This is a genomic window from Streptomyces sp. NBC_00464, from assembly GCF_036013915.1.
In the GTDB taxonomy this organism is placed as follows: Bacteria; Actinomycetota; Actinomycetes; order Streptomycetales; family Streptomycetaceae; genus Streptomyces.
The window spans coordinates 6,874,436-6,886,805 of sequence record NZ_CP107899.1 but is presented as its reverse complement, the minus strand read 5'-3'; the positions used below and the strand labels follow the sequence as shown (position 1 = coordinate 6,886,805).

The 12,370-nt window shown below is 71.3% G+C and carries 15 protein-coding genes; 8 read left to right on the top strand and 7 right to left on the bottom strand.

The window, feature by feature from the left end:
- The first annotated feature begins 21 nt into the window (after positions 1 to 21).
- Positions 22 to 492 carry a pyridoxamine 5'-phosphate oxidase family protein gene (locus OG912_RS30920; RefSeq protein ID WP_327712167.1) on the top strand — a complete coding sequence of 157 codons (471 nt, stop codon included), beginning with the start codon at positions 22 to 24 and terminating at the stop codon, positions 490 to 492.
- Positions 493 to 507: 15 nt separating this feature from the next.
- On the opposite strand, the gene OG912_RS30915 is transcribed toward OG912_RS30920, so the two are convergent.
- Positions 508 to 1,428: a LysR family transcriptional regulator gene (locus OG912_RS30915; RefSeq protein ID WP_327712166.1), complete on the bottom strand. Its 921-nt coding sequence runs from the start codon at positions 1,426 to 1,428 to the stop codon at positions 508 to 510.
- 74 nt (positions 1,429 to 1,502) lie between these two features.
- Between OG912_RS30915 and OG912_RS30910 the strand changes: the two genes are divergently transcribed.
- A complete protein-coding gene (locus tag OG912_RS30910) occupies positions 1,503 to 2,612 on the top strand; it encodes a DMT family transporter (protein ID WP_327712164.1) in 1,110 nt (369 codons plus the stop codon).
- A gap of 1 nt (position 2,613) precedes the next feature.
- Here the strand turns inward: OG912_RS30910 and OG912_RS30905 are convergent, their stop codons facing one another.
- On the bottom strand, positions 2,614 to 3,945 hold the full coding sequence (locus OG912_RS30905; protein WP_327712163.1) for an aminotransferase class I/II-fold pyridoxal phosphate-dependent enzyme: 1,332 nt from the start codon (positions 3,943 to 3,945) through the stop codon (positions 2,614 to 2,616).
- A gap of 35 nt (positions 3,946 to 3,980) precedes the next feature.
- Here OG912_RS30905 and OG912_RS30900 point away from each other — a divergent pair, with 35 nt between their 5' ends.
- Positions 3,981 to 4,694 (top strand): pyridoxamine 5'-phosphate oxidase family protein, encoded by a 714-nt coding sequence (locus tag OG912_RS30900; protein ID WP_327712162.1) that lies wholly within the window; start codon positions 3,981 to 3,983, stop codon positions 4,692 to 4,694.
- A 54-nt stretch (positions 4,695 to 4,748) separates the two neighbouring features.
- Here OG912_RS30900 and OG912_RS30895 read toward each other — a convergent pair whose 3' ends face one another.
- The 3 genes from OG912_RS30895 to OG912_RS30885 all read right to left on the bottom strand — a co-directional run bounded on the left by OG912_RS30895 (position 4,749) and on the right by OG912_RS30885 (position 7,439).
- Positions 4,749 to 5,705 (bottom strand): DMT family transporter, encoded by a 957-nt coding sequence (locus OG912_RS30895; protein ID WP_327712161.1) that lies wholly within the window; start codon positions 5,703 to 5,705, stop codon positions 4,749 to 4,751.
- 158 nt (positions 5,706 to 5,863) lie between these two features.
- Positions 5,864 to 6,868 carry an EamA family transporter gene (locus OG912_RS30890; RefSeq protein ID WP_327712160.1) on the bottom strand — a complete coding sequence of 335 codons (1,005 nt, stop codon included), beginning with the start codon at positions 6,866 to 6,868 and terminating at the stop codon, positions 5,864 to 5,866.
- Positions 6,869 to 7,004: 136 nt separating this feature from the next.
- Positions 7,005 to 7,439 carry a nuclear transport factor 2 family protein gene (locus OG912_RS30885; RefSeq protein WP_327712159.1) on the bottom strand — a complete coding sequence of 145 codons (435 nt, stop codon included), beginning with the start codon at positions 7,437 to 7,439 and terminating at the stop codon, positions 7,005 to 7,007.
- 86 nt (positions 7,440 to 7,525) lie between these two features.
- Between OG912_RS30885 and OG912_RS30880 the strand changes: the two genes are divergently transcribed.
- A complete protein-coding gene (locus OG912_RS30880) occupies positions 7,526 to 8,134 on the top strand; it encodes a TetR/AcrR family transcriptional regulator (protein WP_327712158.1) in 609 nt (202 codons plus the stop codon).
- A gap of 10 nt (positions 8,135 to 8,144) precedes the next feature.
- Here OG912_RS30880 and OG912_RS30875 read toward each other — a convergent pair whose 3' ends face one another.
- Positions 8,145 to 8,678: a Clp protease N-terminal domain-containing protein gene (locus OG912_RS30875; RefSeq protein WP_327712157.1), complete on the bottom strand. Its 534-nt coding sequence runs from the start codon at positions 8,676 to 8,678 to the stop codon at positions 8,145 to 8,147.
- Positions 8,679 to 8,924: 246 nt separating this feature from the next.
- On the opposite strand from OG912_RS30875, the gene OG912_RS30870 reads away from it, so the two are divergent.
- Entirely contained in the window at positions 8,925 to 9,119 is a 195-nt protein-coding gene (locus OG912_RS30870) for a hypothetical protein (protein ID WP_327712156.1), read from the top strand.
- Positions 9,120 to 9,197: 78 nt separating this feature from the next.
- Positions 9,198 to 9,629 carry a type II toxin-antitoxin system Rv0910 family toxin gene (locus OG912_RS30865; RefSeq protein ID WP_327712155.1) on the top strand — a complete coding sequence of 144 codons (432 nt, stop codon included), beginning with the start codon at positions 9,198 to 9,200 and terminating at the stop codon, positions 9,627 to 9,629.
- A 102-nt stretch (positions 9,630 to 9,731) separates the two neighbouring features.
- Here OG912_RS30865 and OG912_RS30860 read toward each other — a convergent pair whose 3' ends face one another.
- Positions 9,732 to 10,349, bottom strand: a complete 618-nt coding sequence (locus tag OG912_RS30860; RefSeq protein ID WP_327712154.1) for a PadR family transcriptional regulator — start codon at positions 10,347 to 10,349, stop codon at positions 9,732 to 9,734.
- A gap of 205 nt (positions 10,350 to 10,554) precedes the next feature.
- Between OG912_RS30860 and OG912_RS30855 the strand changes: the two genes are divergently transcribed.
- Complete coding sequence (locus OG912_RS30855) at positions 10,555 to 11,403, top strand: class I SAM-dependent methyltransferase (protein WP_327712153.1); 849 nt, start codon at positions 10,555 to 10,557, stop codon at positions 11,401 to 11,403.
- A 125-nt stretch (positions 11,404 to 11,528) separates the two neighbouring features.
- The gene (locus OG912_RS30850) at positions 11,529 to 12,350 is read left to right on the top strand and encodes a PhzF family phenazine biosynthesis protein (protein WP_327712152.1); all 822 of its coding nucleotides are present in this window, start codon (positions 11,529 to 11,531) and stop codon (positions 12,348 to 12,350) included.
- The last annotated feature ends 20 nt before the right edge of the window (positions 12,351 to 12,370 follow it).

Below are 12,370 nucleotides of genomic sequence, written 5' to 3'. Positions count from 1 at the left end.
CCAATAGGAGGGGGCTTTCCCATGGCCGTCAGTCAGCGGCGGGGTCGCCGGATCATGATGACGGACGAGGAGCGGGACGCCTACCTCGCCGGACAGCGCACCTGCCGGGTCGCCACCGTCGGTGCGGACGGCCGCCCGCACGTCGGTGCGCTCTGGTTCTGCTGGGACGGTACGTCACTGTGGCTCTACTCCATCACCCGGAGTCTGCGCTGGTCGCAGCTGAGCCACGACCCGAGGATCTCCGTGGTCGTCGACGACGGGGTCGAGTACGGAGAGCTGCGCGGCATCGAGCTCTCGGGCGAGGCCGTCTTCGTCGGCGAGGTACCGCGCACCGGCGAGCCCTGCCCGGAACTCACCGTCCCCGAGAGGCTGTTCGCCGCGAAGTACTTCGGCATGCAGACGATGCCGCACGACGGCCGGCACGCCTGGATGCGGCTCACGCCCGACGCCGTCACATCCTGGGACTTCGGCAAACTGGCCGGCCCGGCCTGACCCCGACGCGGAACCTCAGGCATCCCTCAACGGATCGTCCAGCTCCCGCCCCACCTCCCGGAGCGCCGCGACCGCCGCCCTGATCGACGGACGCCGGTCCGCGTCCGCCCGCCACACCGCGTGGACATGCCGCCGCATCTTCTGCCTCACCGGCACCAGCCGCACCCCGTCCGGCACGGGACCGCGGCCCAGCCGTGGCGCCACACAGACACCCATACCCGCGGCAATCAGGGCAAGTTGGGTATGGTGCTCGCCGGCCAGGTGGGCGATGCGCGGTTCGATCCCCTTGGAGCGGAGGGTGAACATCAGCCAGTCGTAGCAGAACTCACCCTCGGGCCAGGACACCCAGTCGTCGTCGGCGAAGTCCTCCAGGTCGACCTTGTCCCGCCCCGCGAGCGGATGACCGGCAGGCATGGCGATGTCCGGCGCGTCGTCGAGCAGTTGCGCACGGGCGAGGCCACCCGGGACCGGCAGGCGCTTATTGCTCCAGTCCAGCACCACAGCGAGATCGATGTCACCCCTGAGTACCGCCCGGAGCCCGTCCTCCGGCTCCAACTCCCGCGTATGCACCTTGAGTTCAGGGTGGCCGGAACGCAGGGCAAGGAGTGTCGCCGGAAAGAGTCCGCGCGCCGCGGTGGGAAACGCGCTCAGCCGGATCTCGCCCACCACCTCGCCCCGTTGGGCCTCGATGTCGGACTGGGCGAGCTCTACCTGCGAGAGGATCCGGGCCGCATGGTCGGCGAGCAGCTGCCCCGCATCGGTGAGCCGGACCCCCCGGCCGTTCCTGGCCAGCAGCTGCTGACCCACCTCCCGCTCCAGCTTCGCCATCTGCTGGGAGACGGCGGACGTGGTGACGTGCAGCCCCTCGGCGGCCCCGCTGACCGAGCCGAGCCGGGCCAGGGCATCCAGGGTACGCAGGCGCTCCAGGTTCAACATGTAAGCAATGCTACGCGGACACCGGCACAAAGTCTCACTTGTGCTACGAGATTGCATTCGTCATCGTTGACCACATGAGCGCACCATCCGCGCCGGGAGTCCCGGCCGCCGAGACCACCCTCACACGGCGGACCGAGCAGACGTCCACGGCCACCGCGACCCCGGGAATCAAGCAGACCGCCCCGGCATCCCCCCTCGCCGCTCCGGCCGCGCCAGCCACTCCGGCCGCGCCTTCCAGGCCCTCCGGTCGCCCGGCACTGGACTGGCGGCTGCGCTTCGCGGCACTCTCGCTCATCTGGGGTTTCAGCTTCCTCCTCATCAAGGTCGGGACCGACGGCTACGCACCGTTCCAGGTCACTCTCGGCCGACTGCTGTCGGGGACCGCGGTCCTGGCCGTCGCCATGGCGATCAAGCGGGAGCGGCTGCCGCGCGCCGCCCGCACCTGGGGCCATCTGGCCGTCGCCGCCTTCTTCCTCAACGCCCTGCCGTTCTCCCTGTTCGCCTACGCGGAACTGACCATCCCTTCGACCCTGGCCGGCATCTGCAACGCGACCTCACCCCTGTGGGGCATGGCACTGTCCCTCGTCGCGCTCTCCGAGGACCGCCCGACCCGCCGCCGCGTCGCCGGACTCGGGCTCGGCTTCCTCGGCGTACTCACCGTGCTGGGCGCCTGGCAGGGTTTCTCCGGCCTGGACTTCAGCGGTACGGCGATGGCGCTCCTGGCCTCTCTCAGCTATCCGGTCGGCTGGATCTACGTCCGCCGCACTCTGGCGGGCAGCCGCTCCTCGGCCCTCTCCCTCACCGGCAGCCAGCTTTTTCTCGGTACGGTGCAGCTCGCCCTGGTGACCCCGCTGTTCACCTCGGCACCCGACGGATTCCCCCTGTGGCCCACCCTGGCCGTCGTCGCCCTGGGGGCCCTGGGAACAGGGCTCGCCGTACTGCTCCAGTACGGCCTGGTCACCGAGGTCGGTCCGACGACCGCGCAGATGGTCACCTACTTCATCCCGGTGATCGCCACCGCCGCCGGAGTCGCCGTGCTCGGTGAGCAACTGAGCTGGAACACCCCGGTCGGCGCTCTCGTCGTCCTGGCGGGTGCCGCACTGACCCAGAGCAGGCCCCGCACCGCCCAAGCAGCCACCCCGCCGGAACGGGCACCGGGACCGCGTCACCGAGAGCTGGCGTAGCTCATCCGTAGCTCAACGGGTCTGCGGGTCCCGCCGCTGCCGCCACCGCGTCCGCGAGCGGCCCGATGTCGGCGTCGGTGAGCGGCGACACGGTGAGCCGGATCCCCTGAGGAGCGGATATCCGGAAGCGGGCTCCGGGCGCCACCGCCCAGCCCGCGTGCAGCAGGCGTGCCACGGCCCCCGTCTCGTCGCTCACCGGAACCCACACGTTCATCCCGCTGCGTCCGTGCGCCTCGACGCCCCGGTCCTCCAACGCCCGGACGAGTGCGTCCCGGCGGCGGGCGTACGCGCGGGCCACCTCATGGGAGTCGACCGCGTCCGTCGTCCACAGGTGGACCACCGCCCGTTGCAGCAGCCGGCTGACCCAGCCCGGCCCCAGGCGCTGCCGGCCCGAGACCCGGTCGGCGGTGACCGCGTCCCCGGTCAGCACGGCGACGCGCAGGTCCGGCCCGTACGCCTTGGCCACGGACCGCACGAACGCCCAGCGGTCCGTGGCGCCTGCCAGCGGGTGCAGCGGCAGGTCGACGATGGCGTGCCCGTGGTCGTCCTCGATGAGCAGCACGCCCCGGTACCCGGCGAGGACCGCCCGCAGTTCGGCCGCGCGCCCGGCCCCGATCGCGGCTCCGGTCGGATTCTGCGCCCGGTCCGTGATGACGGCCGCGCGCGCACCCGCCCTGAGCGCGGCGTCGAGGGCGTCCGGCAGGGGCCCGTCGTCGTCGACAGGAACGGGCACCGGACGCATGCCGAGCGCCGGGACGAGATCCAGCAGGCCGCCCCAGCCCGGATCCTCGACCGCGACCGCGTCACCGGGTCTGAGATGGGCGACCAGCACCCTTTCGATCGCGTCCAGCGAGCCCGAAGTGGCGATCACCGGCCCGGCCGGAACACCGTCCGCGTCGAACCCCGCGCGTGCCAGCGCGGCGAACTCCGGGTCCACGGGCGCCTGTGCGTACATCCCCGGCGCCCGCGCGTATGCCTCGGTGACTGCGGCGAAGGCTTCTCCCAGTGCGGGCAGCAGCGCCGGGTCGGGGTTGCCGTCCCCCAGGTCCCGCACACCGGGCGGCGCCTCCACACGCACCGACCCGCGCGCGGTGCTCGCCGGCCGCGGCCTGACCCTGCTGCCTCTGCGCCCGGCCGTCTCGATCACGCCCCGCTCCCGCAGCGTGCGGTAAGCGGCCGCCACCGTATTAGGGTTCACCTCCAGCTGATTCGCCAACTCCCGCATGGGAGGCAGCACTTGTCCGGGTGCCAGCTCACCCGAACCGACCGCCCGCTCCACACTGGCGGCAATTTCTGACGCACGCCGCCCACTGATCCGATACTCTCCTAGCACAAAGACAAGTATGCACTAGTGCAATGGAGTACGCAATGCCGGAGACCGAACCCCAGCTGACCACGCCCCCGGGCCCCGCAGCCACAGCCGAGACGGCAAGCACTTACGAACCCACCGGGCGTACGGTCCCGACCCGCTCCCGCGAACGGGCCTCTTACGACCGGGACCAGGTCCACTCGATACTCGACGAGGCGTACCTCTGCCACCTCGGCTTCGTACGGGACGGCGCACCCGTCGTCCTTCCCACGCTCTTCGCCCGGGTCGGCGAGCGACTCTACGTACACGGCTCGACCGGATCCCGCCCGCTGCGGGCGGCAGGCGGAAGCGACGAGGGACTGCCCGTGTGCCTGACGGTGACGCATGTCGACGGGCTGGTGCTGGCGCGTTCCGCCTTCCACCACTCGCTCAACTACCGTTCCGTGATCGTTCACGGCCTGGCACAGACGGTGACCGATCCCGAGGAACGGCGCGTCGCCCTCGACGCGATCGTGGAACAGGTCGTGCCCGGGCGGTCCACGGACCTGCGCCCCGCTGACGAGAAGGAACTGGCGGCAACAGCCGTGATCCGACTGGACCTGCGGGAGGTCTCCGCCAAGTTCCGCACCGGTGGCCCGACCGACGACGAACGCGACCTCACACTGCCCCACTGGGCGGGCGTCGTTCCCGTGGCGCCCGGCTACAGCACGCCGGTTCCGGCGGACAACCTCGATCCTTCGATCGCCGTCCCGGAGTATCTGAAGACGCTCTGAACCGGCCCGAGGCGGCGGGACCGTGCGACGGTCACCGCCCCGCCGCCCCTGCCGTCACACGGGGACGGCCGTCTCCCGGCGGGCGTTCGCGGCGCCACGTGTCTCGGCGACGGCCAGCCCCACCACCGCTGTGAGCAGCAGGAGCGTTCCGGCGACCGTGGCGGGCGTGAGCTGCTCCCGGAGTACGACGACCGCGATGACCGCCGCACTGACCGGTTCGAGCAGCATGATCACCGACACGGTGGCGGCCCGCACCATCGCGGCCCCCGCGAAGTAGAGCGCGTAAGCGAGGGCAGTCGGGATCGCTGCGACGTAGACGAGCAGCATCACCACCTGCGCCGGGTGGCCCGTCTGCGGGACGAGTCCCTCTCCCGCCGCCATCGGCAGCAGGATCACTGCGGCGACGGCGAAAGCCCAGGCGCTGGTGGCAAGCGGGTCCGCGCCGCCGCCGTCGCGGCCGAGCCACCGGGTGAGCAGGGTGATCGCGGCGTAGCCGGCCGCGGACAGCAGTGCCAGCGCGATTCCGGCAGGCCGCACCGTACCCGCGTCGCCTCCGAGCACCAGCACGGCGAGACCGGCCAGTGCCCCGGCGACCGCGGCAAGTCCGCCGAGCCCGAGCCGCTCCCCCATCGTCAGCCGGGCACCGACGGCAATGAGGACGGGACCCGCGCCGAGCGTGACCACGGTACCGACCGCAAGGCCGGTGGCCTGGACGGCGGCGAAATACGCGGTCTGGAACACGGCCAGACCGATTCCGGTACCGAGAATGCGCAGCAGCCGCCGACGCCCGGACTCGGCAACCGCTGCGGCCCGGCCGGGCCGCAGCGCGAGCGCGGCGAGCAGCAGCACGAGGCCGCCCGCACAGCGCCAGAACGAAAGGCCGAGTGGGCCGAGATCGCTGAACTCAAAGAGCAGTGAGGCGGCGGCACCGGCCGTACCCCAGGCCACTCCGGCGATGATCAGATAGCACAGGCTCCGCCCGACGGGCAGGCCGGAAGCAGGGTTCGACACGTGACTTCTCCAGAGGAAGACAGGAAGGTGGTCGCTCGGCTCCGCACGCGGGCAGCGACGAACCGCTCGGGGACTGCCCGAGCCCGGTCTTCGTCAGGTGTGGCTGCCCGCGCTAGGCGGCAGGCGGCGGAAGTACGGTCAAACGCATGATCGTCACCCTAGAAGGCGGTGCGGCCGGCAGGCAACTCCCCCTCGACCGCCGTCCGCTCCCCGCCCGCCCCTGAGGCAATGGGGCCGGAAGGCGCCTTGGGCGTTGACGACTGCGCAATGAAGGCGCCGGTCAGCACGAGCGCACCGCCGATGAGCTGCGGGGCCGCCAGATGCTCCCCGAGCAGCACCCACGCCAGCACGGTGGCGATGACGGCTTCCAGACAGGCGACGACGCCCGCCACCGCGGGCGACAGCAGCCGCACCGAGATGACGCCGGTCACGTACGCGATGACGGTGGCCAGCAGCACGATCCAGACGAGGAGCAGCCAGGCGGGTACTTCCGCGCCGTTCATGGCGGTGTCGCCGCGGAGTACGGACCAGTCCATGCCCCACGGCCGCGCCACGACGGTGAGCACGGCGGCCCCGATCAGCAGGCCGTAGGCGATGACACCGACCGGATGCGGAGGCTCGACTCCCTCGGCCGAGTCGGCGCTGCCCTGATCGGAGAGGACGAAGTAGCCGACCTGACAGCAGGCCGCACCGAGGGCGAGCAGAAGCCCCACGGCGTCGAAGCTCAGCCCGGACCACACCTCGACGACACAGGCCAGTCCCCCCACCGCGAGGACAACCCCCACAGCGGCCGCCCCGGTCACCGGTCGGCGCTGGACGAAGCGCACCCAGCCGAGGACGAGCGCCGGCGCGAGGTACTCGACGAGCAGCGCTACGCCCACCGGGATACGGGAGATGGCGGCGAAGTAGCAGGCCTGGACGCCGGCAACCGCAAGGAGTCCGAATCCCAGCAGCAGCACCGGGCGGCTGCGGACCAGATCCCGGTGGCGCCAGGCGACGGGCAGCATGACGAGCGCGGCGCCCGCCACCCGGAGCCACACCACGTGGAGCGGGTCGAGCCCCGCCTCGATGAGCGGCTTGGCCGCCACTCCGGAACCGCCGAATGCGAAGGCCGAGGCCAGGGCGAGTCCCAGGCCGGCGCTTCTCCCCTGAGACGCGTGCATCGGCACATCATGGCAGCTGACGTCAGGAGCGTCACCCCTGTGACACCTGACCCGGGTAACACTCCGATGTCATTCGCACCCCTGACACATACGGCCGAGCAGCGACCCGCACCGCCCACCCCCTGGCGCGCGGCCCCTACGCGCCGGCCACCCCGGCCGCACGGGCGACAGCCAGCGCGTCCATGTAGTCGCGCACCCGCGTGATCAGGCCGTCGCTGACGTCGATGATCAGCAGTCCGGGGACGGCGGCGCGATCACCCCCCGCCGACCGGACCACGACCACATGCCCGGCTATGACCGTGCCCGGATCGTCGGACACATGGACGACGACATCCCTGATCTCCACCACCTCGAACGGACTGGCACCCCAGGCCGCCCGATACCCACCCCGCACCGCTTCGCGGCCCGCGTAATGGGCCGGGAAGCCCGGAGCGGCGAACGGAAACTCGTGCACCGCGTCCACGGCGTACAGATCGGCCAGGTCGTCGGCCGACTTGTCCAGCATGGCCCGGTGGTACCGGTCAAGCACTGCGCGCGGTGTGCGGGAGGCGACTGCCTGCGAACCCGTCATGAAACCCACCCCATTCACTCAACGATCGTTGAGTGAAGCACCTTAGGAGCCGGCCCGGCATCGGTCAACATCTGTAGAGTCAATCCGTGACCACTCACGCCACTTCCCGCACGGACCGCCGCCGGGCCACCGAGGCACGCATTCTCGACAGCGCTCGCGGGCTGTTCGCGGCCAAGGGGTTCGACCGCACCACCATCCGCGCGGTGGCCGCCTCGGCAGGTGTCGACCCGGCCCTGGTGATGCAGTACTTCGGTTCCAAGCGCGGACTGTTCACCCAAGCGGTACAGGCACCATCGGCGCCCCGGACACCAGAGGGCGGCGAGGCCGGGGACGGCGAGGCACTCCTCGACCATCTGTTGGTCACCCTGGGCCTCAAGCTCGGCGGACTGCCCGACGGCACACGCGCGATGCTGCGCTCGATGCTCACCGACCCGGCCGCTGCCGATCACGCCCGCGGGGCGCTCGACCGGCAGATCGCCGACATCGGGGACGCGTTGTCGGCCGACGGGGACGACGGGGACGACGGGGACGACGGGGAAGCGAAACTGCGCGCCGCGCTGATCGTCACCACGATGGTGGGCGTCACCATCGGCCATCAGCTGCTCAGCCTCACCGCTCTCCGGGACGCCCCGGCCGACCGCGTCACCGCCCTGCTCCGCCCGGCCCTCGAAGCGCTCACACAGCCACCCGGCTGAGCCCCGCCGCTCACCCCTGGGAGGACGCCTCCACGATCCGGTCCTCAAGCAGCGCCGCGTCGACGCCCGCCCGCTCCAACACCTCGACAGCCCGGCACTCCCGGTCCGCGGTCAGCGACACGAGCAGGTCGATGCCGCCGGCCCGTTCGCGTCCGAGCGACCGCGCACGACGGTACGCACCCGCCATCGCGGACGCCGCGGAGGGCGACCAGCCCTCGGCACCCGCGTCCGCCACCACCGGGAGCGCACCCGAGTCCTCGATCGCCCCCTGCCAGCGGAGCCCGTATCCGATACTGCGCTGGACGAGGTAGCCGAGCACCTTGGCCAGCTGCGCGCCACCGTCGAAGGCGGTGCGGACCTCGGGGTCCGACTCGATGAGGGAGTGCAGCAGATGAGCCGTGTCGATCTGCCGGTCGCCGTCCCGCAGGGCGCGCCTGCGCGCACCAGTCACCACGGCGGCCAGCTCCACAGCGAGTCTGGCGTCGAACTCAGCACGGTGGCTCGGTGCGGGCTGCTGAGGAATCCGCGGCGTCCGGTTCTGCACCCTTCCACCCCATCAGCCGAAATGGTCCCGAGCGTCCCCGGAGAGTCCCATTGCCGCATCCCACCCGAGTTGGGCACAGAGGAGCGAGACCTCCTCCTTACGGATGAGATCGCGCCATACCGGGAACGAATTCCCACTGCCGGCGCGCGCCGCCTTGCCTCACACTCCCCCAGGAGCAACCGGAAGCATCCCCGCACACGTCCCACAGTCCGGAGCACTGTTGCGGCGGCGGGAGGGAGGCCGGAGGTGAGCTGGCTCGTCTCGCTGCCGGCGCTCGACGGGCGCGACTACGTCTACCGGGTCCACGCGCCGTCCGACGCCCTGCTCGCGGATCTCTTCTGGGCGGCGTTCCACTGCCACGACGACGGACCGCACCCCCGCGCCTACGACCGGTTCGACGCAGCCCTGATCTGGCGGACCGGACCGGCTCAACAGATCTGACACTTCATCAGTATTGAATGTTCTCGCCGCTGCGGCTACGTTCCGCGACACCGAAACCCGTCGAGAAGGGGTGGTCGCATGGCCGAAGTCAGTGCAGAGGCACGCATCGAAGCACCGGCCGGGAAGGTCTGGGCCCAGCTGACCGACTTCAGCACGTACGGGGAGTGGAACGCCACCCACACCAGCTTCCCCAAGGGGGGTCCCGCCACGCTCGAACTCGCGGGCACCTACGAGGAGAACATGAAACTCATGGGGTTCCCCGCCGAGGTGACCTGGACGGTGGCGGAGCTGGAGGACGGCCGCCTGCTGACGACCACGGGGAAAGGGCCGATGGGCGTCAATCTGAAGATGAGCTATGTACTGACGCCGGACGGAGACGCCACCACGATCCGCATCGACGGCGAATTCACCGGCGCGGCGGTCTCCCTGATGGCCGGCAAGCTCAAGGACTCCGCCACCGCGGCACTCGTCGAGTCGCTGCGCAAGCTGGACGGACTGATCGTCGCCTGACCACCCCCGGGACAGCCGCCCCGCACCGACAACGCCGAAGGGCCCCGCGGCACCGCCGCGGGGCCCTTCGGCACACCCTCCCTCAGCTCTCCCACCGTCGGCTCAGTGCTCGTCGGCGAGGATGAGGTAGAGCTTCTTCCGGGCGTCGTTGATCACCGTCAGCGCCTTCTCGCGCTGGTCGGCCGAGCCCGTCTTCCAGACCTGCCCGAACGCCTCCATCATGCCGAATCCGGCCTGCCGGACCTCATTGAGGCTCTCCCAGTCGACGCCGCGCCCGGCTTCCTCCCAGGGCGCGTCGGCCCCCGACTCCGCCTCGGTACGGCCGGCATCGGTGAGGGTGAACAGCTTCTTGCCGCCCTCACTCGCACTGACGATCAGGCCCTCGTCCTCCAGCAGCTGAAGGGTCGGGTACACCGAGCCCGGACTGGGCCGCCAGGCCCCGCCGCTGCGCTCGCCGATCTCCTGAATCATCTCGTAGCCGTGCATCGGCCGGTCCTTCAGCAGCGCAAGGATCGACGCACGCACGTCACCGCGGCGCGCCCTTCCCCGGCCGCCGCCGCGGCCGCGCCCTCCGCCGAACGGGCCGCCACCGAACGGCGGGCCGAACTGCCCGAAGGCCGCCCGGCGCCCCTCGAAGTCGCCCCGCTCGTGCCGGCCGGGCCCGTGGGCGCCAGACCCATGACCGCGTCCGTATCCCTGCTCGTGTCCATGTGAACGCATGACCGTACTCCTTCTCGTATTGATCGTTGACGCATCGCATACTGTCGCGATGCGTCAACGATATATCGGAACCGGTCGCTTGACAAACCCCTTGCACCGGCAAGGCCCTGCCGGCAACGACGCCACGCCGGACATACTCAGAGCGCTGCCGCCGGAAGGCATACCGGCAGCGGAAGGCCCCACCGGCTCCGCCTAGGCTGACGCGGTGACTGATGAGCAGAAGCGGGTGCAGCCGTCGGGAGTGTGGGCCACGGCGGTGGGGGTGGCCCGGGTGCGGGCGCTGGAGACCGAGCGGGAGAACGCGCTGTTCCGCGATCCACTGGCACAGGCCTTCGCCACCGCCGGCGGCCTATGGCCCTCCTCGCCGCCGCTGCCCGATGACGAGGCCGCGCGCCGCCGACTGGCCGTGTCGCTCTCCATCGTCATCAGGACGAAGTTCCTCGACGACCTGTTGCAGCAGGCCTCCGCGTCCGGGATCCGGCAGGTCGTGCTGCTCGGCGCCGGCATGGACAGCCGGGCCTTCCGGATCGACTGGCCAGAGGGCACCCGGCTGTTCGAGGTCGACACTGCCGCGCCACTGACCTTCAAGGCCTCGGTGCTGCGCCAGGAGCGGGCCGTCGCACGCTGCGAGCGGACCACCGTCGCGGTGGATCTGCGTGAGGACTGGCCGGCCGCGCTGGCCGCCGCAGGGCACGACCCGGCGGTGCCGACCGCGTGGATCGCCGAAGGACTGCTGATCTATCTGCCCGAGGACGCGGTGGAGCTACTGCTGGCCCGGATCAGCGCGCAGTCGGCGGCAGGCAGTCGGATGGGGCTGACATTGGGCTCGCGCGGCGTGATCGAGCGCTTCGGCGCGGACTCCGCGCCCGGATCGGCGGCGTCCATGTGGGTCTCGGAGATGCCCGACGACCCGGTGGGCTGGCTGGCGGGGCACGGCTGGGAGGCCGACAGCTACACCCTGCGCGAGCGCGCTGCCGCCTACGGCCGCCCGATCAGCACGCCTCCGCAGCGGGAGGAGCGGCCCGGCGGACTGATCTCGGCGGTCCGCCGGTAGAGCACCTCCAGGCGGTCGAACCTCAGGGGCGATCGGTCAAGGTTCGCTGCCACAGGACAATTCCCGAGCCGCCGACCCGGAATTGGCCCTGGCCCGCCGCTTTGCCGCGCTCCTAGGGTCGGATCATGAGGATCCGAATCGTCGACGCGTTCACCGACCGCCCCTTCTCCGGCAATCCCGCAGGTGTCCTGCTCCTGGGCCCGGAGGGCTTTCCCGATGACAGCCGGCTCCAGCAGATCGCCACGGAGCTGAACCTCTCCGAGACCGCGTTCGCCCACCCACTGCCTCCGGGTGGCGCCGCCGACTGGGCGCTGCGCTGGTTCACCCCGTCCACCGAGGTCGACATGTGCGGCCACGCCACCCTCGCCACGGCTCATGTCCTGCACACCACGTCGGCCGCGAGTGGCACGGTGCGCTTCGCCGCCCGGTGCGGAGTCCTCACCTCGGCCACGGCCTCGGACGGCTCGATCGCACTCGACTTCCCCACCGCCCCGCTGACACCCGAAACCCCGCCGCAGGGACTGGCCACCGCTCTGGGCGCGGAGCCCGTGTCCGTGCACGACACCGGCCCGCACGTGGGTGACCTGCTCGTGGAACTGGCCGACGAGGCGACCGTGCGGGCACTCACGCCGGACTTCGCGGCCCTGACCACCCTCTCCCGCCGCGGTGTCATCGCCACGGCCGCTGCCGCCGCCCCCGACAGCGGCTACGACTTCGTCTCCCGCGGCTTCTTCCCCGCCGTGGGCATCGACGAGGACCCGGTGACGGGCAGCTCCCATACCGCGCTTGCGCCGTTCTGGTCCGCCCGGCTGGGCCGCGACGAGCTGACAGGCCTGCAGGCGTCCGCCCGGTCCGGTCTGGTCCGTACGTCGATGCGCGGCGACCGCACCCTGCTGACCGGTCGCGCGGTCACGGTCGTGGACGGCGAACTGCTCGTCACCCTGTAACGACGCCAGGGAGGGGGTAT